Source organism: Luteimonas sp. RC10, assembly GCF_014192745.1.
Taxonomy (GTDB): Bacteria; Pseudomonadota; Gammaproteobacteria; order Xanthomonadales; family Xanthomonadaceae; genus Luteimonas.
In genome coordinates, this window is the sequence record NZ_JACHYJ010000001.1 from 403,295 (window position 1) to 428,817 (window position 25,523).

Here is a 25,523-nt window from a genome sequence, read left to right on the forward strand (position 1 = left end):
CCTGGCGGATGCCGCAGCAGTGCGCCGGCATCGTCGCCTGAAGGCAAACGCATGCGCACGGCCGAGTGGCTGTAGAGCCGAAATCCAACAGGACCGTTGGTGACACGCGCTTCTTGGTCCCGATGGCGTGGCCTCGCCCCAGTACGCACACTGCGATGGCAACAGCCCTCCTCGTGCCGCGCACCGATGGGCCGCACCGCCTTTGATCCGCAGCTTCCAGGTCACGGCCCTCGCGACGGCCGCTCCGACGGGCTCAGACTATGGTCCGGAGGCGCCAGCACCGCGCCTCCCCTTGTGGACCGGCTTGTTCTGGATCTCGCCGTTCTGGTCGAGGGCTATGCCGAGCCGGTGGCCTTGTGGCAGTTGGCGAGCGATCTGGCCGAGGCGGCCGGTTGCGATGTGGATCTGTTGGACCTGCGACGTGCGTCGACGGTCATGCAGCACCAGGTGCTGACCCGCGGCGAACGGTGGTGGGCTGCGGATGTTCGTGCGGGCCTGTTCGAATGCGCCGTCCTGGGCGAGAAACTGGAGCTCGATCGCGCTCGCGCCGGACTGCTGTCGGACATCCGCCGGGAGGGACGCATTCATGGCCGATGACGTGCTGTTGAACAAGGCGGCAACGATCGAGCGTTGCGTCCGCAGGGCGCGCGAGGAGTACGCGCGCGACCCGGCGACGTTCGGTGACGACCACACGCGGCAAGACGCTGCGATCCTGAATATCCAGCGCGCCTGCGAAGCGGCGCTGGACATGGGGCAGCATCTGATCCGGCGCGAACGCATCGGCATCCCCCAAAAGCGCACGCGACGTCTTCGCCCTACTCGCCGCCGTGAACTGGATTGATGGCGATCTGGCCAGTGCGCTTCAGCGCATGGTGGGCTATTGCAACATCGCAGTTCACGAGTACCAGACGCTGCAACTGCCGATCACGGTCGCGGTCATTACCCGGCATCTGGTCGAGTTCGAGGACTACGCCATGGCAATGATGTTGGGCGATGCCCAGACCGAAGGCGGCGCGTCGAACTGACGCGCGGCCGGCCGGCATGCGCCGAAACCGCGCGGCTCAGCCGGTGTTCTGGATGCCCGCGGCGATGCCGTTGACGGTGGAAATCAGCGCGCGCAGCAGGTCGTCGTCCTCGCGCTCGGCGGCGCGCCAGCGGCGCAGCAGTTCGACCTGCAGCAGGCTGATCGGATCGACGTAGGGGTTGCGCAGGCGGATCGACAGCTGCAGGCGGTAGTCGTCGGCCAGCAGCGCGTCCTGGCCCTTGAGCAGCAGGATCGCGTCGCGGGTGCGGTGGAACTCGGCCGCGATCTCGGGGAAGAACGCGGCATGGGCGTCGCCGGCCAGCTGCGAGTAGCGTTCGAAGATGTCGATGTCGCTCTTGGCCAGCAGCATCTCGACATCGTCGAGCGCGGCGCGGAAGAACGGCCAGTCGCGGGCCATCTCGGTCATCGCGGCGCGGCCGTGGCGCTCGATGCCGTGCGCGAGCGCGGTGCCCAGGCCGTACCAGCCGGTCAGGCCGGAGCGGTTCTGCGCCCAGGCGAACACCCACGGAATCGCGCGCAGGTTGGCGATACCGCCCTCGCGCCGGCGCGAGGGCCGCGAGCCGATCTGCAGCCGCTCGATGACATCGATCGGCGTGGCGGCGCGGAAGTAATCGGGGAAGTCCTCGCGCTCGTGCACCAGTGCGCGGTAATGCGTGCGCGAGACGCCGGCGAGCTCACCGGCCAATTCCCGCCAGGCATCCTCGCGCGGGTCGGCCGGGCGCGGCCGCAGCGTGGCCTGCAGCACCGCGGCGGCGGTCTGTTCGAGATTGCGCAACGCCAGCGCGCGGATGCCGTACTTGCGGTGGATCACCTCGCCCTGCTCGGTCACGCGCAGCACGCCATCGACCGAGCCGCGCGGCGCGGCCTGGATCGCGCGGCCGGTCTTGCCGCCGCCGCGACTGACCGAGCCGCCTCGGCCATGGAAGAAGGCGATGCGCACCCCGGCCGCCTGGGCCAGCGCGGTCAGTTCGACCTGGGTGCGCTGCAGCGCCCAGCGCGAGGCCAGCAGGCCACCGTCCTTGGCGCTGTCCGAGTAGCCGAGCATGACGGTCTGACGGTCACCGCGCGTATCCAGGTGCGCCCGATAGCGGGGATCGTCGAACAGCGCGCGCATGACCGCCGGCGCCGCCTCCAGGTCGTCGACCGTCTCGAACAGCGGGGCGACGTCGAGCGGTACGTTGCCGTCCTCGACGCAACCGGCGATGCGCGCCAGCGCCAGCACCGCCAGTGCATCGGCGGCGCTGCGTGCCATCGAGATGATGTACAGGCCGGTCGCAGCCTCGCCGTGGCTGCGACGCAGATCGACCACAGCGCGGAACACGCCGAGGGTCGAGGAGACGACATCACCGTCGTCGCCGGCGGGTGCGCGCGGCGGCGCATCGAGCATCGCGTGCAGGCGTTCGACGCGCGTGGCGACATCGCGCGCGGTCCAGTCGCCGCCGTCAATCCGGCCGAGCACCTCGTCGTGGACCGCCGAATCCTGGCGCAGGTCGAGCGCGGCGAGATGGAAGCCGAAGGTGCGCGCCCGCCACAGCAACCGTTCGAGCGCGAAGCGCCCGGCGTGCTCGCCGCGGTGCGCGCGCAGGCTCGCGTCGATCAACGTCAGGTCGTCGATGAACGCGCCGGCGTCGGGATAGCCGGCGCGGTGCTCGGCCGCGGTCGCCGCCAAGCGCGCGTCGATCAGGTCGAGCAGCCGCCGGTAGGGCATGTCGGCGTGCCGCGGGTTGAGCACCGCCTCGGCGTCGGGCAGCCGCCGCCGGTAGTCGTCGACCCGCGCCAGCACCGCCTCGTCGATCGTCGCCCGGCCCAGGGTCTGGGTCAGCACGTGGCCCAGCCCGCGCAGGTCGCGGCGGTACTGCGCCAGTGCCAGGCTGCGCTGGGCGCCGAGCGCGGCGCGCATGGTGTCGGCGTTGACGTTGGGATTGCCGTCCATGTCGCCGCCGACCCAGGTGCCGAAGCGCAGCACCTGCGGCAACGTCGGCCGCGTGCCGTAGACGCGTTCGATCGCGTCGCCGAGCGCTTCGTAGAACACCGGCAGCACGCGGTAGAGCACGTTCGACAGATAGAAGCCGACATGGTCGACCTCGTCGGCGACCGTGGGTTTGCGCGCCGGCGATTCGGAGGTCTGCCAGGCCGAGGCGAGCGCCTGCCCGATCCGGGCATCGTCGGCCCTGCGCTCGGTTGGCGTGCGTTCGCGGTCGATGTCGGCGATCAGCCGCTCGACGATCGTGCGCTCCTTTTCCAGCAGCACCCGGCGCACCGCCTCGGTGGGGTGCGCGGTGAACACCGGCTCGACATGCAGTCGCGCCAGGCACGCCTGCAAGTCCTCGAGGCTCACGCCGTCGTCGTGCAGCGCGCGCACCACCGCTTCCAGTCCACCGGGTTGCGGCGCGTCGCTGGCGCGCTGGTAGTCGCGGCGGCGGCGGATGCGATGCACGCGCTCGGCGAGATTGACCGCGCCGAAGTAGGCAGCGAAGGCGCGCACCAGTGCCTCGGCATCGTCGGTGCCGACCTGCGACAGGCCCTCGGCCAGCGCATTGACCGGGGTACCGGATTCGCGCCGCGCGATCGCCGCGCGCCGCAGCGCTTCGACGCGCTCGAGCAGCGCCGGCGAGGCTTGCTCGGCGAGCATGTCGCCGACCATCGCGCCGAGTCGGCGGACATCGTCGCGCAGCAGGGTATCGGTGCGCGCGAACTCGACGTCGCGCAGCGGCGGAGCGGGATCTTGGGAGGCGTCTGGCGTCATCCCGACAACTTACACAAGCCGAGGCCGTGTCGGGTGACGGACGCGCGGCCCGACGCCTCAGTAGGCGAACTCGCGGAACACGCGGTCGATGTCGCCCTGCCAGGGGCCGTGGTACAGCGCGAGCTTCTGTTCGGCCGGGGTCTGGCCCGACTCGGCGATCTCGATCAGCGTCTCCAGGAACACGCGCTCGTCCTGGCCGTCGCCGTTGACACGGGCGCGGCGCTGCAGGCCGGCGGCGGAGATCTTCAGCGCCTCGATCGCCAGGTCGCGCAGCGTGCCATGGCGCCACGGCGTGGCGAGCGCCTGCCGCGGTACCGCGTCGCGCAGCGCATTGCGCTCGGTGAGCGTGAGGTCGCGCACCAGATCCCAGGCCGCGTCGAGCGCGGTGTCGTCATAGAGCAGGCCGACCCAGAACGCGGGCAGCGCGCACAGCCGGCCCCAGGGGCCGCCGTCGGCGCCGCGCATCTCCAGGTACTTCTTGAGCCGCACCTCGGGGAACGCGGTGGTCATGTGATCGGACCAGTCGCGCAGCGTCGGCAGCTGGCCGGGCAGCGCCGGCAGCGCGCCCCGCAGGAAGTCGCGGAAGCTCTGACCACTGGCGTCGTGGTAGACCCCATCGCGATAGGAGAAGTACATCGGCACGTCGAGCAGATAGTCGACGTAGCGCTCGTAGCCGAAGCCGTCCTCGAACACGAAGTCGAGCATGCCGGTGCGGTCGGCGTCGGTGTCTGTCCAGATGTGCGAGCGGTAGCTCAGAAAGCCGTTCGGCTTGCCTTCGGTGAACGGCGAATCGGCGAACAGCGCGGTCGCCACCGGCTGCAACGCCAGCGACACGCGGAACTTCTTGACCATGTCCGCTTCGGACGCGTAGTCCAGATTGACCTGCACTGTGCAGGTGCGGGTCATCATGTCCAGGCCGAGCGTGCCGACCTTGGGCATGTAGTCGCGCATGATCCGGTAGCGACCCTTGGGCATCCACGGCATCTCGTCGCGCCGCCACTTGGGCTGGAAGCCCATGCCCAGAAAGCCCAGACCCAGCTCTTCGGCAACTGCGCGCACTTCACGCAGGTGCGCGTGCACCTCGCTGCAGGTGGCGTGGATGTCGATCAGCGGCGCGCCCGACAGCTCCAGCTGCCCGGCCGGCTCGAGCGTCACCGACGCGCCATCCTTGAGCAGGGCGACGGTGCGGCCATTCTCGTCGACCGGCGCCCAGCCAAACCGGGTGAGCCCGGTCAGCAGCGCCTCAATGCCCTGCGGGCCGTCGAAGGTCGGCGGGCGCAGGTCGGACAGGCGGAAGCCGAACTTCTCGTGCTCGGTCCCGATGCGCCAGTCGTCAGCCGGCTTCTCGCCCGAAGCCAGGACGTCCACCAGTGCGTTGCGGTCGGTGATCGGCGTATCGGCAACGTGGCTGGGGCTGGACAAGGCGATGATGCTCGGCGGAAAGGGCGGGGACAGCCGCAGGCCAGCCGCGGAATCCGCGCACTATACCGGTTGCATCGGCGGCGATCGTTGAGCGGATCGGGCCGCAGAATTCCGCCGATGCAGCGCTCGCCCAGGCGACGCCGGACGCGGGACGGCATGGCCGCACAAGGCCTGTCGCATGGCGCGGGCGCATTCACGTCCAGATGAATATGCGCAGGCGCAAGCGCGCCCGATCATCCGTGACCCCAATCACAGCCGCGCCCCCGGGTTTGTGCCCATAGTGGCCGCTCGCGATCGCTGCGACGGTCTGTCGCACCGCGCCATTGCACGCCGTATCGGCTGGAGGCCAGTCGCCGCATGTCGCGGCGCAGGACAGGGAGGTGCCCGCAAGGTCGTTGCCGTATCGATGCCTCACGTTTGCCGCGCAGCTGCGCGTCGCCCGGCATCGACGCCATCGCCATCGAACGCATGCCGGACCGCACCGCCGGGCGGCCCGGGTGTTCGCGACACGTTCTTTCCGGCGCATCCCGCTTAGGACCATCCATCGACACAAGGAGTACTGCGATGAAGCATGTGACCGCATTGGGGTTGACCCTCGCGCTGGGCGCACTGAGCGCTGGCGTGGCGAGCGCCGAGCCCCTGACGTTCCAGAAGCTGGGCCAGAAGGCCCGGTTCATCCACGGCGACGATCTGGTGACCGGCGTCCAGCCCGAGACCGCCGCCGCAAACCGCCCCCCGACCCTGCTGCAGAAAGCCGGGGGCCTGAGCACGATCATGGCCACGCGCGAGGGCGACCAGTACATCGCGACGATGGATCCGCGCGATGTCGCGCTGTTCGAGCAGGCGATCGAGGCCCTCGAGGTGTTGGGCCGCGCGCCTGCCGCAACGCCGGGAATGCCGCCTTCGCTGCCCCGGGCCGACGGCCTGCCGACGGCCTCGCCCAAGGTGGTCATCGGTGCCGACAACCGTGTGCAGGTGACCAACACCACCGTCGCGCCGTTCTACAACATCGGCCGCATCGGCATCGGCTGCACCGGCACGCTGATCGGCCCCAAGCATGTGCTCACTGCCGGCCATTGCGTGTCCAACGGCGCGGGCAGCTTCTACTCCAGCCTCAACTTCACCGTGGCGCAGAACGGCAGCTACCAGCCCTGGGGCACGACGTCCTGGAGCCGGGTCATGACGACGGCCGAGTATCACAATGGTGCCAACACCAACTACGACTATGCGTTGATCGTGCTCAGCGCGCCGCCGCACGGCGGCTACGCGGCCTGGGGCACCTACGGCGGCGGCACCCACACCATCACCGGCTACCCGGGCGACAAGCCGTTCGGCACGATGTGGCGGCACTCGGGCACGGTCAACACCAGCGGCTCGTTCCGGCTCTGCTATACGATCGACACCGCTGGCGGCAACAGCGGCAGCGGGATCTACGACAGCGGCTATGTCGTGCGCGGTGTGCACACGACCGGCTCGTCGAGCCAGAACTGCGGCACGCGGATCACTGCCACGGTGCAGAACACGGTGCAGAACTGGATCTCCGCCAACCCCTGACCGGCGCGTTGCCGATGCAGGCCGACGACCGCCATGGCGCCCCGGGCACGGGCGCCGTGGCGGTCCTTCCAGGACCCATGGGAGACGCCATGAAATCGTTGCTTGCCGCCTTCGCGCTGCCGGTGCTGTTGACCGCCTGCGGCGCCACGCCGACCTCCACCCAGCGCGCGCCGCTCGAAGCGGCCACCATCGCCGGCAGCGCCGAATCACCCGACCCGGTGCTCGAGCGGGTCCAGGCACTGGAACGACGCGGCGTCGTCGAGGACGTCGTGGTGCAGGAATCGTTCCCGGTGCAGATCCGCCTGCGCGCGCCGCGCGAGGTGATCGACGAGCTCGAAGCGATGCCGCGGGTCGGCGTGGCACGTCCGACCGCGCCGCAGTAGCGCGCTGGGCCGTGCGCGCCGTACGAAGGCGCGCCGTCTAGTCCGCGCCGGGAGCCGGTGCGCCGATCTCCATCCAGCGCGCGACCACCGCGCGCAGTTCGTCGACGCCGGCCTTGGACTCCGACGAGAACGTCTGCACGCTGACCTGCTCGCCGTGCTGGGCCTGCAGTTCGCGGCGCACCGCCTGCAAAGTGTTGCCCGCCGCACCGCGCCCGAGCTTGTCGGCCTTGGTCAGCAGCGCATGCGCCGGGGTGCCGTTGCGGACCGCGAACTCGATCATCTGCCGGTCGTAGTCCTTGAGCGGGTGGCGGATGTCCATGACCACCACCAGACCGCGCAGCGCCTGGCGATTGGCGAAGTAGTCGGCGATGAACGCCTGCCAGTGGGCCTGCAGCTCGCGCGGCACCTTGGCATAGCCGTAGCCCGGCAGGTCGACCAGGAACCGGCGCTCGTGCGGCGGCAGTTCGAAATACACCAGCTGCTGCGTGCGGCCCGGGGTCTTGGACACGCGCGCCAGCGCGTTCTGCCGGCACAGCGCATTGAGCGCGCTGGACTTGCCGGCATTGGAGCGACCGGCGAACGCGACTTCGAAGCCGTCGTCGGGCGGAAGCTGGCGCGGAACGTGCGCGGCGAGCAGGTACGCGGCGCGGTTGAAAGGATTGGACATCGGCATAGCTTGGCACACCGCCCCTGCGGCGTCCGGTCGCGGTTTGACCGCTTCGGGTCCGCCACACATAATTTCAACCCTCGCGAGCCGCATTCCGCCGGCCGCAGCGTCGAGAATTCTCGGAGCCCAGCCATGCGCCACGCTCGCGTCTTTGCTATCGCCGGCCTTGCCGCCCTCGTGGTCGGCGCGGTCGCGTTCGCCCAGTCCACCGTGGCGCCACTGCCCGATGCCCCCGAAGTGGAGGCCGTCGATCTGGACAGCCATCCCGACGTCAACGCGGTCGCCGCGCTGGCCAAGGCGCGTCCGGGCGATGCGCAGAAGGGCGGCCAGCTGGCCGGTACCTGCGCCGCCTGCCACGGCGTGGACGGCAACGCCGAGGCTGCACCGACGGTCTACCCGCGCATCGCCGGCCAGGGCGAGCGCTACATCGCCCGGCAGCTGGCGCTGTTCAAGAGCGGCGAGCGCATGAGTCCGATCATGCAGCCGTTCGCGGCGATGCTCAGCGCGCAGGACATGCGCGACCTGGGCGCGCACTACGCGCTGCAGAAGAGCGGTGCGGGCATCGCCGACGATGCGGTCGTCGAAGGCGGCCCCTACGACGGCATGAAGTTCTACGAGATCGGCCAGACGCTGTTCCGCAGCGGCGACGCCAAGCGCGGCATTCCAGCCTGCATGGCCTGCCACGGCCCGGCGGGCAGCGGCAACCCCGGCCCGGCGTATCCGCATGTCGGCGGCCAGCAGGCCTGGTACAGCGCCGCGCGCCTGCAGGCCTACCGCGCCGGTGAGACCCAGGAAGCCGACCGCCACCTGTTCGACATCATGGCCACGGTCGCCAAGCCGCTGACCGACCAGGAGATCGAGGCGCTCGCCAGCTACATGCAGGGCCTGCACCACCGCCCCGACCCGAAGATGCTGGCCGCGATCGAAGCCCAGGCCGCGGCGATGCCGGCACCGGCCACGCCGCCGGCCGAGCAGCCGGTCCCGCCGACCGACGCGACCGCCGAGCAGGCCCAGCAGGGCGACGGCGCCGCCGATGCGGCCCCGGCCGCCGACGCGCCTGCCGAGCCGGCGCCCGCGACCGAGTGAGTGGCGCCGCCGGGCGGCGGCCATGCACGGTCCCGCCCGATCCCGTATCGTCCGCAACGCCGGCCGGGCCTCCCGCGCCGGCGTTCGCGTGTCCGTCCTATCCTGTCTCCACCCCCGTGTTCCAGGCCGGCCTGCGCCGCGCAGCTCCAGGAGTCCACACCGCCATGTCCGTCTTCCGCTCCGTCCCCGCCTGGTCCCGTTGGCTGGCCTGCGCATTGCTCGCGCTGTCGGCCGCCCTGCCCGCTGCCGCGCAGTCGCCCGCGCCGGTGGAGGATGTCGACTACGTCGTGATCGAAGGCGGCACGCCGTGGCAGCCGCTCGACGGCCATGTCGAGGTAGTCGAGGTGTTCTCCTACGGCTGCATCCACTGCTTCCATTTCCAGCCGATGATCGACGCATGGCTGGCCCGGCAGCCGCGTGATGTGCGCTTCACCTACCTGCCGGCGGTGTTCACCGCGGGCGACCCGTTCGCCCGGGCGTTCTTCGCCGCGCAGGCGCTCGGCATCGACAAGCGCACGCATACGGCCGTGTTCGACGCGGTCCACAAGACCGGCGCGCTGCCGCGCAGTGGTGCGAGCCTCGACACACTGGCGGCGTTCTACGCCGCGCATGGCGCGCCGTCGCAGGCGGCGTTCAAGACCGCGATGACCAGCGCGCAGACCGACGAGCGGCTGAACGCGGCGCAGGCCTTCGCGCTGCGCACTGGCCTGCAGGGCACGCCGACGCTCATCATCAATGGTCGCTATCGGGTCCAGGGGCGTAGCCTCGAGGAGTCGCTGACGATCGCCGACCAGCTCATCGCCCGGGAACGCGCCCGGCCCTGAGCCGACGCGACCGCCACCGCGCCAGCGACCGAGCCCCCGTCCCGACCGCTCACATCGAGAGACCATCCATGAAGATCCGCCATTCCTTGCTGGTGCTGCTCGCCCCCGTCCTGCTCGCCGCCTGTGGCCAGCAGCCCGATCCGGCCGCCGCGCCCGATGCCGCACCGACCGCGCAGGCCGCCGCGCCCGCGAACGAGCAGGCGCCCGCGACCGACGCGGCCCCGCCGCCGGCCGCCGAGGCAGGCACCGAGGCCGCAGCCGCCGCCCCGGCCGCCCACAATCCGATCGTCGCACCCCAGGGCCCGGCCCCGGTCGCCGGTACCGACTACATCGTCATCGACAACGGCCAGCCGTTCGCCCAGACCGCCGGCAAGATCGAGGTCGCCGAGGTGTTCGCTTACTGGTGCGGCCATTGCGCCGCGTTCGAGCCGCTGGTCAACGCCTGGAAGGCCAAGCTGCCCGACGACGTCAATTTCGTCGCCGTGCCGGTGGTGTTCGATCAGAACGACCAGTTCCCGCGCGCGTTCTACGCCTCCGAGGCGATGGGCACGCTGGCGCGTACCCACGATGCGACGTTCAACGCCATCCACATCGAGCGCAAGCTGCGCCAGAACGCCGATGCCGACAGCATCGTGGCCTTCTACGGCAGCCTGGGCGTGGACCCGCAGCGTTTCCGCAGCACGATGCAGAGCTTTGCGGTCAATGCCAACCTCGGCCGGGCGCGCCAGTTCGCGACCCGCAGCGGCGTCGACTCCACACCGACGCTGGTCGTGGCCGGCAAGTACCGCATCATCGGCCGCAAATCGCTCGAGGACATGCTGCGCATCGCCGATCACCTGATCGCAACGGAGCGTGCCGCACGCTAGGGCCGATGCCGCAGCCCGAACCCACGCCCGCCCCAGTGTCCGAACCCGCACCGCAGCGCCTGCGGCTGCTCAGCGCCAACATCCAGGCCGGTTCGAGTACGCGCCGCTACACCGACTATGCGACCCGCAGCTGGTCGCACGTGCTGCCGGCCGGCAAGCGCACCGCGCTCGATGCGATCGCGGCGCTGGCCGGCCGCCACGACATCGTCGGCCTGCAGGAGGCCGATCCCGGCAGTTGGCGCTCGGGCTTCACCAACCAGACCCATTACCTCGCCGAGCGTGGCGGCTTCGATTTCTGGAGTCACCAGCCCAACCGCCGCGTCGGCGCGGTCGCCTCCAGCGCCAACGGGCTGTTGAGCCGGCTCGAACCGGTGGAGGTCATCAATCACGCCCTGCCCGGCCGGATCGGCGGACGCGGCGTGCTGCTGAGCCGGTTCGGCGAAGGCACCGAAGGCCTGGTGGTCGCGATCGCGCACCTTTCGCTGGGCGCGCAGTCGCGGCGCTCGCAGCTGGCCTTCATTTCCGAGGTGCTGCAGGACTACCCCAATGCGGTGCTGATGGGCGACTTCAACTGCACCTGGGACCGCCCGGAGATGGACGTGCTCTACCGCGGCACCGGCCTGCAGCCGCCGGCCTGCGAGGTGCACACCTTCCCCAGCTGGCGACCGCAGCGCGCGATCGACCACATCCTTGCCACGCGCACGTTGCAGTGCACGAACATGCAGGCACTGCCGGCGGCGTTCTCCGACCACCTGGCGTTGTCGACCGAGCTGGTGGTGCCGGCCGACGCGCTGCGCCGCTGAGTCGCGCCGCCCGTCTGCGGGCGGCCACTGCGCGGCGAGCGCGTAGAATGCCGCGATGACCAACACCCCCAATCCCGTCGTCCGCCTCAAGAACGCCTGGCGTTCGAGTCATCCCTGGATCTTCCAGCGCCTGGTCGACAAGCCCGCGCAGCGGCCCAAGCCCGGCAGCATCGTCGAGGTCGTCGGCGTCGACGGCGAGTGGATCGGCCGCGGCTTCTACAACGGCCATTCGCGCATCGCCGTGCGCATCCTCGAAACGCATCCCGATGTTCCGGTCGACGCGGGCTGGTTCTCGCGCAAGATCGCCGACGCGGTCGCGCTGCGCCGCGAGGTGCTCGGGCTCGACGCGGTCTCCGACGCCTGGCGCGTGGTGCACAGCGAAGGCGACGGCATCAGCGGCCTGGTCGTCGACCGCTATGGCGACCTGCTGGTGGTCGAGTTCTTCAGCGCCGGCGCTTTCCGCCACCGCGACTGGATCTTCGAGGCGCTGCGCGAGCAGTTCCCCGGCTGCCGGTTCCACAGCTTCGCCGACGAACACGTGCAGAAGCAGGAGAGCTTCGACTTCCGCGGCAGCACGCCGGCCGAGCCTGCGATCATCACCGAGCACGGCGTGCGCTTCCGCGCCGATCCGGCCGGCGCGCACAAGACCGGCTTCTTTGCCGACCAGCGCGAGAACCGCGAGTGGCTCAGCCGCCAGGTCGCGGGCAAGCGCATGCTCGACCTGTGCTGCAACACCGGCGGTTTCGGCGTGTACGCGGCCGTGCGCGGCGCCAGCGAGGTGGTCGGCGTCGACATCGACGAGGACGTGATCGAGATCGCCAAGGGCAATGCCCGTCTCAATGACGTGCGCATCCGCTTCGTCCAGGCCGACATCTTCCCGTGGCTGCGCGATGCGGCGAACGCAGGCGACGCCTACGACGTCGTCGTGCTCGACCCGGCCAAGATGACCCGCGACCGCGACCAGGTGATCCCGGCGCTGAAGAAGTACCTGGACATGAACAAGCTGGCGCTCGGCGTGGTGAAGCCGGGCGGTCTGCTGGCGACGTTCTCGTGCACCGGCCTGGTCAGCGAGGAGCAGTTCCTGGACATGCTGCGCCGCGCGGCGTTCTACGCCGGCCGCACGATCCAGGTGCTGAAGGTCGCCGGCGCCGGCCCCGACCATCCGTTCCTGGCGCATGTGCAGGAGTCACGCTATCTGAAGGCGGTGTTCTGCCGCGTGCTCGACTAGGGTGACGGCGCGGCTGCGGCCCGGCGCACGCCGGGCGCTGTGGGGCGTAGCGGCGCTGACACTCGCCGCACTGGTGGTGAGCGTCTGGTGGGAGCATCGGCACAGTGAACCGCCACCCCTCGGCCCGCCGCCGGCGGGCCTGCCGGCGCGCATCGAGCTGGCGGCCGGCGATGGACATCGCGGCACGGTCGACGGCGAGCGCACACTGGCGCGCTTCGACGACCCCTACGGCATCACGGTCGCCGCTGACGGCACGGCCTTCATTGCCGAGGGTGGCGCGTCCAATCGCATTCGGCGCATCACGGCCGACGGCCGTGTCGACACGTTTGCCGGCGGGGTCGAGGGCTTCGCCGACGGTCGCGGCGCGCTGGCGCGCTTGCACACGCCCTCGGGCCTGGCGATCGACGCCGCGGGTACGCTGCTGGTTGCCGATACCGGTAACCACGCGATCCGCGCGGTCGCGCCCGACGGCACGGTGACGACGCTGGCCGGGACCGGCGAGGCCGGCTTCGCCGATGGCCCGGCGAGCCAAGCGCGCTTCCATGCGCCGACCGGGGTCGCGGTCGACACGGCCGGCCGGGTCTTCGTGGCCGACGGCTTCAACGACCGCATCCGCGTGATCGACCACGGCCAGGTGCGCACGCTGGCCGGCGACGGCCGGCCGGGTTTCGCCGATGGCCCCGGCGCGCAGGCGCGTTTCGATACGCCCAGTGGGGTCGCGGTCGATGCCGAGGGCATCGTCTGGGTCGCCGATACCGGCAACCATGCACTGCGCCGCATCGCGCCCGATGGCACCACGACCACGCCGGTCCTGCAGGGCGACGCGCCGTCGGCACCGATCTCGATCGCGATCGATGCCCAGGGCCGGCTCTACCTCGGCGAGCTCGCGCGCGGGCGCGTGCTGCAGATCACGCCCGACGGCCGCACGCACGTGCTGACCGGCCGCGACATGGCCCAGCGGCTGGCGCGGCCGGCCGGGCTCGCGTTCGATGCCTGGAACCGGCTGTGGGTCGCCGACGCCGCCGCGTATCGCGTCCACCGCGTCGTGCAGGTCCGCCCGCAACGCGCCAAGCAGAACCTCGCCAATGCCGCCGTCGGCCCGGCGCCGGACGTCGCGCTGCCCGACACCCGCGGCCGCTGGCCGCTGGCACCGCAGGACGGCTGGCACGAGGTCGTCGGCACACTGGGCGAGGTGCGCGGCAACTTCCGTGGCGAGTCGCGCAATCACCTGCATGCGGGGTTCGACGTGCGCGGCGATGTCGGCACGCCCGTGCTGGTGATCGCCGACGCCAAGATCGCCAGCCCGTTCGCCGCCGCCGGATTCGGCGACCAGGCCGAGCACCTGGTCCTCGATGACCTGACCTATATGCACATGCGCGTGGGCCGCACGCCGCGCGGCGACGCGCTCGATCCGCGCTTCCAGCTGATCGCCGGAGACGACGGGCGCACCGCGCGCGTGCGCATCGCGCGCGGTGCGCGGCTACGCGCGGGCGATGCGATCGGCACGATCAACGCGCAGGCACATGTGCACCTGATGGTCGGTCCACCCGGTTATCAGCGCAACGCGATCGGACTGCGCTTCCGCAACTTCGTCGACACCGTCGCGCCGCGCATCGACGACCTCGCCCTGCTCGACGCGAGCGACCAGCCGATCGTCGAGCGCGAGGACGGCCGGCTGCGCGTGCCGCGCGCGGGCGGCGGCGTGCAGATCGTCGTCGAGGCCTGGGACCAGGTCGATGGCAACCTGCCGCGCCGGCGCCTGGGCCTGCACGCGCTGGGCTGGCAGTTGCTCGCGGCCGACGGCACGCCGCTGCCCGGCTTCGAGACCCCGGTGATGACGATCGACTTCGATCGCATGCCGCCGCATCGCGAAGCGGTGCGCGTCGCCTACGCGGCCGACAGCGGCATCACCGTGCACGGCGCCTCACGCACGCGCTTCCGCTACGCGATCAACAACCTCGTGCGCGACGGTCGCCTCGAGCCGGCGCTGTGGGACCCGGCGACGCTGACCGCCGGCGACTACGTGCTGCGCGCGGTGGTGCGCGACGCCAGCGGCAACTCCGCCACGCGCGAGCTGCCGCTGCGGCTGGATTGAGGCGTCGCGGCGCATTGCTTAGCGCGGCGCGGGCGCGTCGTCGGTCAAGGGATAGCCGGCGAAGGCCTTGACCTCGTCCATCAGGAAGTGCGAGACGATCTTCTCCACGCCGTCGTCGCCGCTGAGCAGCGCGCGGGCGACGTCCTTCCAGTGGTGCACGTCGCGGACGATGACCCGCAGCATGTAGTCGTAGGGACCGGACACGCGGCTGGCCTCGACGATCTCGGGCATCGCCAGGATGCGGCGATCGAACTCGGTGAACCCCTCGAGCGCGTGCTGGCGGAAGCTGACCTGCGCCATGACGATGGTCGCCGAGCGGATACGATCGACCGCGACCTGGGCGCGGTAGCTGTGGATCAGGCCGCGCTGCTCCAGCGCGCGCACGCGCGCCAGACACGCGCTTGGCGACAACGCGACGCGCTCGGCCAGCGCTTGGTTGGTGATGCGCGCGTCCTGCTGCAGCACGTCGAGGATTCTCAGGTCGGTGCGATCGGGCGGACGGATCGTCATGGCGGTCGGCGGCGGCAGGGACGGTACAACGTACCGAATTTCGGGGCGCGGGACGCAGATCCTGCGAAATTGTGCGGCCGATTCCGCCGCATATGCGGGCCGCTCTGGCCCTTCCATATTGGATTCAACGGCTTACGCGATATCCGGCAGCCGTGGAATCTGCTGGACGCGGTCGCGCGCGTCTTCTAATACTCGAAATGCATCGCGACCGCGCCGGGAAGGGGACGCCCGGCGCCGCCATGACACCGATCCGTGTCCAGCCACCGCCAACCGGGGATTTCCATGCAGCCGCCTACCGTCTCACGTCTGGCCCGCGCGCTTCATCTGGCCTGCCTGTGTCTTCCGCTGATGACGGCCTCGGGCCTGGCGCTGGCGCAGGACCCGGCCGCCATCGGCGCCCCGCCCTCGACCACCGAGCTCGACACCATCGTCGTCACCGCCGGCAAGCGCCAGGAATCGGTGCGCGAGATCGCCGGCTCGGTGTCGGCGGTCACCGGCCAGCAACTCGAAGACCTCGGCGCGCAGTCGCTGGCCGATTACATCCAGCGCACGCCCGGCGTGGTGTTCAACAACTACCAGCCCGGCGTCTCGCACGTGGTCATGCGCGGCATCGCGACCAGTTCGGGCAATGTGCAGGGGCAGACCACCACCGGCTACTTCCTCAACGAAGTACCGCTGACCGAGCCGGGCTGGACGATCGTCGTCCCCGACATCGACGCCTTCGACATCAATCGCGTCGAGGTGCTGCGCGGACCGCAGGGCACGCTGTTCGGCTCGGCATCGATGGGCGGAGCGATCAATTACGTCGCCAACCTCGCCGACGCCTCGGGTTTCGACGCCGCCGCCGAGCTCACCGCCAGCCAGACCCGCAATGCCGATGTCGGCTTCGGCGCCAAGGCGATGGTCAACCTGCCGATTGCCGAGGACGTGCTCGCGGTGCGCGCGGTCGCGCAGCTGCGCGAGGATCCAGGCTACCTCGACAACGTCGGCCTGGGCCGTGACGGCAGCAATGCCAGCCGCACCGCCGGCGGTCGCCTGTCGATCACGCTGACGCCGTCGCAGGCCACCACGCTGAGCTGGTTGAGCCTGTGGCAGAACACCGACGCCGACGACAACAGCTATCGCATCGCCGGGCTCGGCGAGTTCGAGCGCAGCACGGCGATTCCCGAATTCACCGACACCAAGGTCGCGGTGCACAGCCTGCGGCTGGACCAGGACCTGGGCTTCGCCACGCTGACCGCGCTGCTCGCCCAGCAGGACAAGCGTCAGGACTGGCAGTTCGACTACACCCCGATCCGCGGCGCCTACAACGCCGACCTCGGGCTCGACCTCGACACCCCGCTGTACATCGCCTCCGGTGGCGAGAGCACCGGCCGCAGCCTGGAGCTGCGGCTGGCCTCATCGGGCGCGCAGCGGCTCGAATGGCTGGTGGGCGGCATGGTGTTCGAGACCGACAAGGCCACGTACGAGGCGCTCGGCGCGCAGGGCGCGGCCGGCGCGTTCGACCGGTCGCCGCTGTTCGGACCCGGCAGCGGCGCGGTCATCGCGCCGGACGATGCGATCTTCAACGCGTTCTACAGCCATCTCGACGGCAGCGAACTGGCGATCTTCGGCGAGGGGACGTTCCACTTCAACGACCAGTGGAAAGCCACGCTCGGCGGTCGTTTCTTCCGCACCCGGGTCGAATCGCGCAGCACCCAGGTCGGTTTCTCGACCTGGCCGGGCGACCCGATCATCACCCGCGCGCGCACCGACGAGGACGGCTTCAATCCGAAGGCCTCGCTGACCTGGACGCCGTCGCAGGATCTGATGGTCTATGCGCTGGTGTCGGAGGGCTTCCGCTTCGGCGAGCCCAACACCGGCGGCCTGAGCGCCTATCCGATTCCGCCCGGCTCGCGCAGCGACAGCCTGGTCAACTATGAGCTCGGTGCGCGCAGCAGCTTCGCCGACGGCCGCTGGCTGGTCGATGCGACGCTGTTCTACGTCGACTGGAAGGACATCCAGCTGCGCCTGCAGACCCCCGATTTCTACAACTACGCCAGCAACGGCGGCCAGGCCTACAGCCGCGGCGTCGAACTCGCGACCACCTGGCGGCCGGTCGCCGGCTTCGACTGGCAGTTGGCCGCCACCTGGCAACAGGCGCGGCTGGACGAGGACCTGGAGATCCTCTGGGCCGGCACCGCGCCGGCCGGCGCGCAGTTGCCCGGCTCGGCCGACTGGACCGTCAGCAACGTGCTCAATTACCAGTTCGACACGCGCTTTGCGCCGACGCTCACGCTTGCCCATCAGTACGTCGGCAGTGGCATCAGCGACCTGGCCTCGGCCGTGCCCGGCGCAGTCCGCCACACCCAAGGCAACTACAACACGGTCGACCTGCGCTACCGCATGACCTTCGGGACCACCGACCTGACGCTGTTCGGCAGCAACCTCGGCGATGTGCGCGGCATTACCCGCAGCGTGTCCGAGGTCAACGGCATCGGCCAGGGCCTAGTGCGGCCGCGCACGTTCGGCGTGACGGTGCACTGGCGTTACTGACGCCGCGCCGCAGTTCACCACGCCGGCCTCGCCGGCCAACGCCGGTGACGGCGAGAGAGGAGATCCACGAGTCCATGACGTCATTCGATTCCCCGGCCGGACGCGCCGACGCGCTGGCGCTGGGCCGGCTGGACGCGCACGCGCAGGCAGCGCTGCGCAGCAGCGGCGAGCTGTCCGCGCTCGAACTCACCGAGGCGGCGATCGTGCGCGCGCAACTGCTCGATCCCGCACTCGGCGCGTTGAGCCACCAGGCCTTCGACGCGGCCCGGCAGCGCGCCCGCGCACTCGATGCCGCGGGCCCGGACCCGGCCGCACCGCTGGCCGGCGTGCCGTGGCTGGCGAAGGATTCGCTGCGCGTGCCGGGCATGCCCACGCGCGGCGGCTCACGCAGCCGCAGCAGCGAACCGGCGACCGAGGCCCCACCCTTCGTGCAGCGCTTCGACGCCGCGGGTCTGGTGGCGATCGGCAAGAGCACGATGCCCGAATTCGGCCTGATGGGCTCGACCGAGCCGCTGCTCGGGCCGGTCACGCGCAACCCGTGGTCGCGGGCGCATTCGCCCGGCGGCTCCAGCGGCGGGGCCGGTGCGGCACTCGCCGCCGGCATCGTGCCGCTGGCGCACGGCAGCGACGGCGCCGGCTCGATCCGCATTCCGGCCTCGGCCTGCGGCGTCGTCGGGCTCAAGCCCGGACGCGGGGCCTGCGTGCCGGTGCGCGGCCGCCATGCCATCGAAGACCTGATCGTGGCCGACAGTCTGATGTCGCGCAGCGTCCGCGACACCGCCTGGGCCTTCGCCACCGCGCATCCCGACCGGCCGCTCCAGGTGACCGGGCCGGATCGCCGACGCCTGCGCATCGGCCTGGTGCTCGAATCGCTGCCGGGCCTGGCACCCGACACCGAGGTCGCGGCGGCGACCCAGTTGGCCGCGCAGCTGTGCGCATCCCTCGGCCATGACGTCGAAACGGTGACCTGGCCGCTGGACGGCCACGCAGTCTGGGCGGCCCTGCACACCTTGTGGTCGCGCCTGGGCGTGGACGCGGTCGAACTGGCAACCGCCCAGGGCGGCGCCGCGTTCGCCGAGTGTGCGCTCGAGCCGTGGACCTTGGGCCTGGCGCGCTGGCACGAGGCGCACTGCGGCATCGCCGAGCTCGAACGCGCCTGGACCACCGTGGCCGCGCTGCCGGATGTGTTCTCGCGCTTCCACGCCCACTACGACGTGCTGCTGTGCCCGACCCTGCGCACGCTGCCACCGACGCTGGGCACGCTGGCCCCCGACCGCGACTTCGCCGCACTGTTGCCGGCGATGTTCGAATGGATCGCCTACACGCCGCTGCAGAACCTCGCCGGCACGCCCGCGATCTCGCTGCCACTGGTGCATGGCGCTGACGGCCTGCCGATCGGGGTGCAGTTCGCCGCCGATCGCGGCCAGGAGGCGCTGCTGCTGGCGCTGGCCTACGAACTGGAAGCGGCCGCACCCTGGCAAGATCGCTGGCCACCGACATCGGTGGCCACCTACGAGGACACACGCTGATGGGTCATGCCCGCGACACCCGCTATGCGCCCCGCCACGACGGCGACATCGTGCGCCTGATCCAGACGCAACCCTTCGCCTGGCTGGTTTCGACCGGCGGCGACGATGCCGCGTTCACACCGCTGCCGCTGCGCGTGGAATGCGACGACCAGGGCCAGCTGATTGCGCTGCGCGGGCACCTGGCGCGGCGCAATCCGCACGTGGCGCGCCTGCGGCGCGACCCACTGGCCCACGCGCTGGTCATCGGCCCGCACGCCTACGTCTCGCCGAGCTGGCTCGACGACCGCACCCAGGCGCCGAGCTGGAACTACGCCGCAGCTGCGTTCACGCTGGAGGTCGCCTGCAGCGACCGCGAGGCCGACATCGCCGACGAGCTCGATGCGCTGGTGACGTCGATGGAAGCCGGCCGCCCGAACGCCTGGTCGATGCAGGAGATGGGCGAGCGCTACGCGCGCCTGGCGACTGGCGTGACCGCGATCCGCGGCCACATCGTCGCCACCCGTGCCACATTCAAGCTCGGCCAGGATGAGGCGCCGCACGACTTCGCGCAGTTGCTGGCCGGCCTCACCCGCGGCGGCGAGCACGCGCTGGTGGACTGGATGCGCGACTTCGCCGCGGACCGCGACGCATGAGCGCAGCGCACGACGCGCTGGATCCGATGCTGCGCGGCTTCGTGACCGCGATCTGCAGCGAAGGCGCACGCCTGGCGGGTGGCCGCTCGCTCGACTGGCCGCAGCGGCGCGCGATCGCGGAGACCGTGCGTACGCCATGGCGTGCGGGCGGGCCGACGATGGCGCAGATCACGACGCATCGCATCGATAGCGCGGCAGGCACCTTCGACCTGCGACTCTACCGCCCGGCGGGGCTGCGCCATCCGGCCCCTGCACTGGTCTACGTGCACGGCGGCGGCTGGTGCCTCTTCAGCCTCGACACCCACGACCGGCTGATGCGCGAACTGGCCGCGCGCGCGGGCATCGTCGTGATCGGCATCGACTACGCGCTCGCGCCCGAGCATCCCTATCCGACCGCGCTGCGGCAATGCGTGGACGCGGTGCGTGCCTTGCGCACGCGCGCCGACGACTTCGGCCTCGATGCCACGCGGCTGGCGGTCGGCGGCGACTCGGCTGGCGCCAACCTCGCACTCGCCACCGCGCTGCAGTTGCGCGACGCGGACGGGCACACGGGACTGGCCGGCTTGCTGCTGCACTACGGTGCGTTCGATACCGCGATCGACGCCGACTCGGCCGCGACGCTCGGCGCCGCCGATGCCATGCTCAGCGCCGACGAGATGGCCGACTACTGGCGCGCCTACCTCGGCGCAACGGCCGACCGCTGTCGCGACCCCGCCGCCGTGCCCGCGCACGCCGCATTGCACGCCCTGCCGCCGACGCTGCTGCTGTGGGGCGAGCGCGACGTGCTCGCTACGCAGAACGCGGCGATGGCGGCGCGCCTGCGTGCGAGTGGTGTCGAGGTCGACACGCAGGCCTATGCCGGCGCGCCGCACAGCTTCCTGGAGGCGATGTCGGTGTCCGAGATCGCCCGCGACGCGCTGGCGCGCGGCGCCGGCTGGCTGCGCACGCGGCTGGCGCCTGCAGGCGTGGGCGCATGATCGGCCGCCTGAGCCTGGGCCTGCTGCTCCTGCCCGCACTGGCCGCGGCAAACACCACCGCGCGCAATCACCTGCCGACGCCCGAGGACATCGCCTCGCTGGCTGCCGTCGACGATCCGCAGATCGCGCCCGACGGGCGTCGCATCGCCTACACCGTCGGCACGCCGCAGCCCGGCGGCGCAGCGCCGCGCACGCAACTCTGGCGCGTGGCGTTCGACGGCGACACCGCACCACGCGCCCTACCGGTGCCGGACGCGGCCCAGGACCGTCAGCCACGCTGGTCGCGCGACGGCCGGCAGCTGCTGTTCCTGTCCGACCGGCCGCGGCCGGGTGCCGACACGACCGGATCGACCCAGGTCTGGCGCGTCGACGCCGACGGCGATGCGGCGATGCCACTGACCGAATCGGTCGCCGATGTGACTGCGTTCGACCTGTCGTTTGATGGCGCGCAGCTCGCCTGGCTGCAGACCGACCCACCGTCGCCGATCGAGGCCGCACGTCTGGCGGCCAAGGACGATGCCGTCGTCGTCGAGCGACCGACGCGCTTCTCGCGCGTGTGGCTGCGTGCACCGCCCGATGGCGCGGCGCGTGCGCTCACGCCGGTCGGCCTGCAGGTCCACGACCTGGCGTGGTCGCCCGACGGCCGCACGCTGGCGCTGCGCACATCCTCGGGCACCACGCTCAACGACTACTGGTACGACTCGGCGGTGGTGCTGCTCGATATCGCCAGCGGACGCATCGGCGCGCCGCTGGAGCCGCACGCCTCGGCGCACCCGCTGCAGTGGTCGCCCGACGGCCGCCGGCTGCTGTACGGGCGCCTGGGCGTGCACGGCATGGTCGCCACACCGATCGTGCATGACATTGATCGCGGTACCCGCATCGCGCTCGGCGCACACTGGCCGGGCACGCTGTGGCTTGCGCGCTGGCAGGACGATGCGACGCTGCTCGGGCAAGGTCAGCGCGGCATGCGCGGCGCCTTCGTGCAGTTGGACGCGGCGACCGGTGCCGCGACCGAACGCGCGCGACCGCAGATCCCATTTCGCAGCTTCACCGTCGCCGCCAATGGCCGCGCCGCCTATCTCGGCCTGCGCGACGACAGCCCCGGCAATGTCTGGACGTTCGACGGCGCGCGGCTGGCGCAACGCAGCGACCACCATCCGCAGGTCGCCGGCTGGCGGCTGGGCCAGGTGCGCGAACTCGAATGGCCGGCCTCGCGCGATGGCCGTTCGATCAGCGCGCTGCTGGTCACTCCGCCCGACTGGGACGGCACGACGCGGCTGCCGACGCTGGTGCAGATCCATGGCGGACCCGCCTGGGCGTGGTGGTCCGGCTGGCAGGGCTCGTGGCACGAATGGGCGCAGTTGCTCGCCACGCGTGGTTACGCGGTGTTGCTGCCGAACCCGCGCGGATCGGAAGGAAACGGCAATGCCTTCGCCGAGCTCGCGCGCGGCGACTGGGGCGACGGGCCGTTGCAGGACGTGCTCGACGGGCTCGACCTGCTCGAGCGCGACGGCATCGCCGATCCGGGTCGCGTCGCGATCGGCGGCTGGAGCTACGGCGGGTATCTCTCCGCGTGGGCGGTCGCGCGCAGCAAGCGGTTCCGCACCGCGATCGTCGGCGCCGGCGTGCTCGACCTTGCAAGCGCGGCGCTGACCAATGACGTGCCCGACTACCTGCCCGGCTACTTCGGCGATCCGTTGCGCGAGCGCACGCGCTACGACGCGCAATCGCCGGTCCACCACGCGCGCGACATCCAGGTGCCGCTGCTGATCCTGCATGGCGAAGCCGATGCACGTGTGCCGCTGTCGCAGGCGCAGATGTTCCATCGCGCACTGCGCTTCAATGGCACGCCGGTCGAGCTGATCACCTATCCGCGCGGGCCGCACTGGTTCCACGAACAGGCGCACGAGATCGACCTGCAGCACCGCGTCATCGACTGGCTCGATCGCAGCCTGCACTGAGCAGAGTCGGTGCTGACGCGGCTGCGTCAGTTGAACGCAAGCCGCACGCCGAAGCCGACCAGGCAGGCGCCGGCGATCCGTCGCAGCCAGCGGGTGATGCGCGGATCGCGGGCGACGCGCGCACGTAGCGCATGGCCGGCGAGGATCAGCAGCGAGCAGTACAGCAGCCCAAGCAGGCCGATCAGTCCCGCCATCGCCGCGAACGTCGTCACGCCGCGGTGCTGCGCCGGATCGATGAACAGCGGAAAGAACGCCATGTAGAACAGCACGGCTTTGGGATTGAGCAGCGTGATCAGCACGCCCTGGCCGAACCAGTGGCCGTTCCCCATCGCGACCCTGCCCGCGCCGTCGCCGCGCCTGCGCAGCAGCTGCACACCGATCCACACCAGATACACGGCGCCGAGCCATTGCACGCCGCGAAACAGCATCGGGTTGGCGGCGAGCAGTGCGGCCACGCCACCGGCGGCCAACCACAGCAGCACCTGGTCGCCGAGCGCCAGACCGAAGAACGCCGCATAGCCCCCGCGCATACCACCGCGCGCAGTCGCGGTCAGCAGCGCAAATGTCCCCGGCCCCGGAATCGCGAGGAACACGAGCACCGCGACCACGAAGGTCGGCAGATCGGAAATGCCCATCCAGCCCATGTCATCAGCGCCGCGGATCGAGCACGCATGATACGCAGGCGACGCGGCCGTTCACGGCGCGGAACAGGCATGGCCGCCGCGGTGCCGATCGGATTCACGTCGCCTCGTCGGCGTGACCGGCACGGTGTGCAGTCGCGGGCATCGATGCAGGGCGGCCGAACGGTCGGGACGCGATGGTCGCCATCCCCTGTCGCCGGAGATTCCCATGCATTCACGTCGCAGCTTTTTGTCCGCCGCCGCGCTTGGCGCCGCCACCCTTGCCACCGCGCCGCTGATTGCCAGCGCGCAGACCACGCCCGGCGATGTCCTGCCGACCCAGGGTCGTCGCCGGTCCGCTGCGCTGCCGACCAATCCCGCAGGCGGTCGCAGATACCGTCCGAGCGCGCGCGTCGGACTCGGCGGCGCGCCGCTCGGCAACAACTGGGCGGTCGTCACCGAAGACGACGCGCAGGCCACGCTGGAGGCCGCGTGGGACGGCGGCATGCGGCTGTTCGACACCTCGCCCTGGTACGGCCTCGGCCGCTCCGAGCGGCGCTTCGGCCACGTGCTGGGCCAGAAGCCGCGCGCGGAGTACGTCATCTCCAGCAAGGTCGGCCGCCTGCTGACCGCGACGCAGGACACGCCCAAGGTCGGCTGGAAGGACCCGCCGCCGTTCGACTACCGCTACGACTACAGCGCGGCCGGCACCCGCCGTTCGATCGAGGACAGCCTGCAGCGCCTGGGCATCGACGCGATCGACATCGTGCTGATCCACGACCTGTCGCCCGACAACGGCGACATGGGCGAGCGCTGGACCGAGTACTTCGAGCAGGCCCGCACCGGCGCCTTCGTCGAGCTGACCAAGATGCGCGAAGAAGGCCTGATCAAGGCCTGGGGCATGGGCGTCAACACGCCCGACCCGGCGCTGCGCGCAATCGAAGTGGCCGACCCGGACATCTTCCTGCTCGCCTGCCAGTACTCGCTGCTCGACCACCAGCGCGCGCTCGACGACACCTTCCCTAAGCTCGCCGAAAAGGACATCTCGGTCATCGTCGGCTCGCCGCTGCTCGCCGGCTTCCTGACCGGGCGCGACCGTTATCTGTACGGGTCGCAGCCGGTGCCGGGCGATGCCCAGCAGAAGCGCGCAAAGGCCGAGGAGATCGTGCGCACACATGGCGTCGATCTGCGCACCGTGGCCTTGCAGTTCGCCAATGCGCCCGAGGTCGTCTCGGCGATCGTGCCCGGCGCGCGCAACGCGCGGCAGGTGCAGGAGAACATCGCCTCGATGTCGGTAGCGATTCCCGGCGGCGTCTGGGACGACCTGCGCCGCGCCGGCATCGTCGCCGAGCACGCGCCGGTGCCCGCAGCGGGCTGACGCGCCCTGCGCCCGGCGCTACGGCGCCGGGTGCGAGACGGCCAGCCGGGTGCGCACCGCCTCGATCAGTGCCGGCAGGGTCTCCACGCGCGGCACGCCGTAGCGCTCGGCGGTGATGTCCAGGTTGCCCTTGCGGAAGTAGCCGGCTGGCGCCGCCAGCAGCAGCTTGCCCGAGCGCGCGTACAGGCCGAACTCCAGCAATGTGATCGGACTCTGCGTGCCCGGCGCGAAATACATCAGCACCAGATCCGCCCGCTCCAGCGCCTCGAGCTCCCATTCCACCTGGCGCCGGAACTCAGGCTCGTCCGCCTCCGGCCGCCAGGCCGGGTTCCAGTCCGCACGGCGCGGATTGAGCAGCACCACGTCCAGATCGGCGAGCGCAGCCTGGACCTGCTGCTGCCAATCGCCGGCGCGGCCCATCTCGATGCTGCCGGCCAGAAACACCGTCGGCCGGCCGTCGTCGGGCAGCGGCTCGGGCGAGACGACCGTCGTCGCCGCGGCCGCCGACAGCGGCGCGAGTGCGGCGATCGCGAGCAACGGTGCGAGCAAGGGTCGGAGCATCGTGGCCATACCTGCACAGGGCCCGCCATGATCGCAGACGCGCGCCATCATCGCCGCCGCCGACGCACCGCATGAGACCGGGCTGGCTACACTTGGCACCG

The 25,523-nt window shown here is 71.0% G+C and carries 22 protein-coding genes and 1 pseudogene; 17 read left to right on the top strand and 6 right to left on the bottom strand.

Translation table 11 applies throughout. From position 1 onward, the window contains the following. Window positions 1-186: 186 nt before the first annotated feature. Genes FHW73_RS01715 through FHW73_RS17330 form a run of 3 tightly spaced genes read left to right on the top strand, consistent with a single transcriptional unit; the run spans window position 187 to window position 1,025 of the window. Entirely contained in the window at window positions 187-597 is a 411-nt protein-coding gene (locus tag FHW73_RS01715; RefSeq protein ID WP_221187389.1) for a nucleotidyltransferase domain-containing protein, read from the top strand. Further along, entirely contained in the window at window positions 587-841 is a 255-nt protein-coding gene (locus FHW73_RS17325) for a HepT-like ribonuclease domain-containing protein (protein ID WP_221187390.1), read from the top strand. The genes FHW73_RS01715 and FHW73_RS17325 overlap by 11 nt, the downstream gene beginning before the upstream one ends. Continuing rightward, entirely contained in the window at window positions 828-1,025 is a 198-nt protein-coding gene (locus FHW73_RS17330) for a HepT-like ribonuclease domain-containing protein (protein WP_345776129.1), read from the top strand. Before FHW73_RS17325 ends, FHW73_RS17330 begins: the two co-directional genes overlap by 14 nt. A 36-nt stretch (window positions 1,026-1,061) precedes the next feature. Here the strand turns inward: FHW73_RS17330 and ppc are convergent, their stop codons facing one another. Both ppc and FHW73_RS01730 read right to left on the bottom strand, forming a co-directional pair. Beyond that, entirely contained in the window at window positions 1,062-3,791 is a 2,730-nt protein-coding gene (gene ppc / locus FHW73_RS01725) for a phosphoenolpyruvate carboxylase (RefSeq protein WP_183424977.1), read from the bottom strand. A 57-nt stretch (window positions 3,792-3,848) separates the two neighbouring features. Further along, the gene (locus tag FHW73_RS01730) at window positions 3,849-5,213 is read right to left on the bottom strand and encodes a glutamate--cysteine ligase (RefSeq protein ID WP_183424978.1); all 1,365 of its coding nucleotides are present in this window, start codon (window positions 5,211-5,213) and stop codon (window positions 3,849-3,851) included. 564 nt (window positions 5,214-5,777) lie between these two features. Between FHW73_RS01730 and FHW73_RS01735 the strand changes: the two genes are divergently transcribed. Both FHW73_RS01735 and FHW73_RS01740 read left to right on the top strand, forming a co-directional pair. After that, window positions 5,778-6,767 (top strand): trypsin-like serine protease, encoded by a 990-nt coding sequence (locus tag FHW73_RS01735; RefSeq protein WP_183424979.1) that lies wholly within the window; start codon window positions 5,778-5,780, stop codon window positions 6,765-6,767. Between the two features lie 89 nt (window positions 6,768-6,856). Continuing rightward, window positions 6,857-7,150, top strand: a complete 294-nt coding sequence (locus FHW73_RS01740; RefSeq protein WP_183424980.1) for a hypothetical protein — start codon at window positions 6,857-6,859, stop codon at window positions 7,148-7,150. Between the two features lie 37 nt (window positions 7,151-7,187). Here FHW73_RS01740 and yihA read toward each other — a convergent pair whose 3' ends face one another. Further along, complete coding sequence (gene yihA / locus FHW73_RS01745) at window positions 7,188-7,817, bottom strand: ribosome biogenesis GTP-binding protein YihA/YsxC (protein WP_183424981.1); 630 nt, start codon at window positions 7,815-7,817, stop codon at window positions 7,188-7,190. Window positions 7,818-7,949: 132 nt separating this feature from the next. Between yihA and FHW73_RS01750 the strand changes: the two are divergent. From FHW73_RS01750 to FHW73_RS01775, 6 genes and pseudogenes are all read left to right on the top strand, one after another. After that, window positions 7,950-8,720, top strand: a pseudogene (locus FHW73_RS01750) (cytochrome c4); the annotation flags it as partial. A 347-nt stretch (window positions 8,721-9,067) separates the two neighbouring features. Further along, entirely contained in the window at window positions 9,068-9,727 is a 660-nt protein-coding gene (locus FHW73_RS01755) for a thiol:disulfide interchange protein DsbA/DsbL (protein WP_183424983.1), read from the top strand. A 68-nt stretch (window positions 9,728-9,795) separates the two neighbouring features. Then, window positions 9,796-10,593: a thiol:disulfide interchange protein DsbA/DsbL gene (locus FHW73_RS01760; RefSeq protein ID WP_183424984.1), complete on the top strand. Its 798-nt coding sequence runs from the start codon at window positions 9,796-9,798 to the stop codon at window positions 10,591-10,593. A gap of 35 nt (window positions 10,594-10,628) precedes the next feature. After that, a complete protein-coding gene (locus tag FHW73_RS01765) occupies window positions 10,629-11,396 on the top strand; it encodes an endonuclease/exonuclease/phosphatase family protein (RefSeq protein ID WP_345776130.1) in 768 nt (255 codons plus the stop codon). Window positions 11,397-11,451: 55 nt separating this feature from the next. Further along, complete coding sequence (locus FHW73_RS01770) at window positions 11,452-12,624, top strand: class I SAM-dependent rRNA methyltransferase (RefSeq protein ID WP_183424986.1); 1,173 nt, start codon at window positions 11,452-11,454, stop codon at window positions 12,622-12,624. A 76-nt stretch (window positions 12,625-12,700) separates the two neighbouring features. Continuing rightward, a complete protein-coding gene (locus tag FHW73_RS01775) occupies window positions 12,701-14,719 on the top strand; it encodes an NHL repeat-containing protein (protein ID WP_345776131.1) in 2,019 nt (672 codons plus the stop codon). A gap of 18 nt (window positions 14,720-14,737) precedes the next feature. Here the strand turns inward: FHW73_RS01775 and FHW73_RS01780 are convergent, their stop codons facing one another. After that, window positions 14,738-15,229, bottom strand: coding sequence for an Lrp/AsnC family transcriptional regulator (locus FHW73_RS01780; protein WP_183424987.1), 492 nt, complete (start codon window positions 15,227-15,229; stop codon window positions 14,738-14,740). Window positions 15,230-15,511: 282 nt separating this feature from the next. On the opposite strand from FHW73_RS01780, the gene FHW73_RS01785 reads away from it, so the two are divergent. The 5 genes from FHW73_RS01785 (at window position 15,512) to FHW73_RS01805 (ending at window position 22,863) form a co-directional block, all read left to right on the top strand. Beyond that, window positions 15,512-17,764: a TonB-dependent receptor gene (locus FHW73_RS01785; protein ID WP_183424988.1), complete on the top strand. Its 2,253-nt coding sequence runs from the start codon at window positions 15,512-15,514 to the stop codon at window positions 17,762-17,764. Between the two features lie 74 nt (window positions 17,765-17,838). Further along, window positions 17,839-19,293 carry an amidase family protein gene (locus FHW73_RS01790; RefSeq protein WP_183424989.1) on the top strand — a complete coding sequence of 485 codons (1,455 nt, stop codon included), beginning with the start codon at window positions 17,839-17,841 and terminating at the stop codon, window positions 19,291-19,293. Beyond that, entirely contained in the window at window positions 19,293-19,925 is a 633-nt protein-coding gene (locus FHW73_RS01795; protein WP_183424990.1) for an FMN-binding negative transcriptional regulator, read from the top strand. Before FHW73_RS01790 ends, FHW73_RS01795 begins: the two co-directional genes overlap by 1 nt. After that, window positions 19,922-20,902, top strand: a complete 981-nt coding sequence (locus FHW73_RS01800) for an alpha/beta hydrolase (RefSeq protein WP_183424991.1) — start codon at window positions 19,922-19,924, stop codon at window positions 20,900-20,902. Before FHW73_RS01795 ends, FHW73_RS01800 begins: the two co-directional genes overlap by 4 nt. Further along, entirely contained in the window at window positions 20,899-22,863 is a 1,965-nt protein-coding gene (locus FHW73_RS01805) for a S9 family peptidase (protein WP_183424992.1), read from the top strand. Before FHW73_RS01800 ends, FHW73_RS01805 begins: the two co-directional genes overlap by 4 nt. A 26-nt stretch (window positions 22,864-22,889) precedes the next feature. On the opposite strand, the gene FHW73_RS01810 is transcribed toward FHW73_RS01805, so the two are convergent. Beyond that, window positions 22,890-23,498, bottom strand: coding sequence for a LysE family translocator (locus tag FHW73_RS01810; RefSeq protein WP_255492540.1), 609 nt, complete (start codon window positions 23,496-23,498; stop codon window positions 22,890-22,892). Between the two features lie 214 nt (window positions 23,499-23,712). Between FHW73_RS01810 and FHW73_RS01815 the strand changes: the two genes are divergently transcribed. Then, entirely contained in the window at window positions 23,713-24,861 is a 1,149-nt protein-coding gene (locus FHW73_RS01815) for an aldo/keto reductase (protein WP_183424994.1), read from the top strand. 18 nt (window positions 24,862-24,879) lie between these two features. Here FHW73_RS01815 and FHW73_RS01820 read toward each other — a convergent pair whose 3' ends face one another. Continuing rightward, on the bottom strand, window positions 24,880-25,422 hold the full coding sequence (locus tag FHW73_RS01820) for a nucleoside 2-deoxyribosyltransferase domain-containing protein (protein ID WP_183424995.1): 543 nt from the start codon (window positions 25,420-25,422) through the stop codon (window positions 24,880-24,882). Window positions 25,423-25,523: the final 101 nt, after the last annotated feature.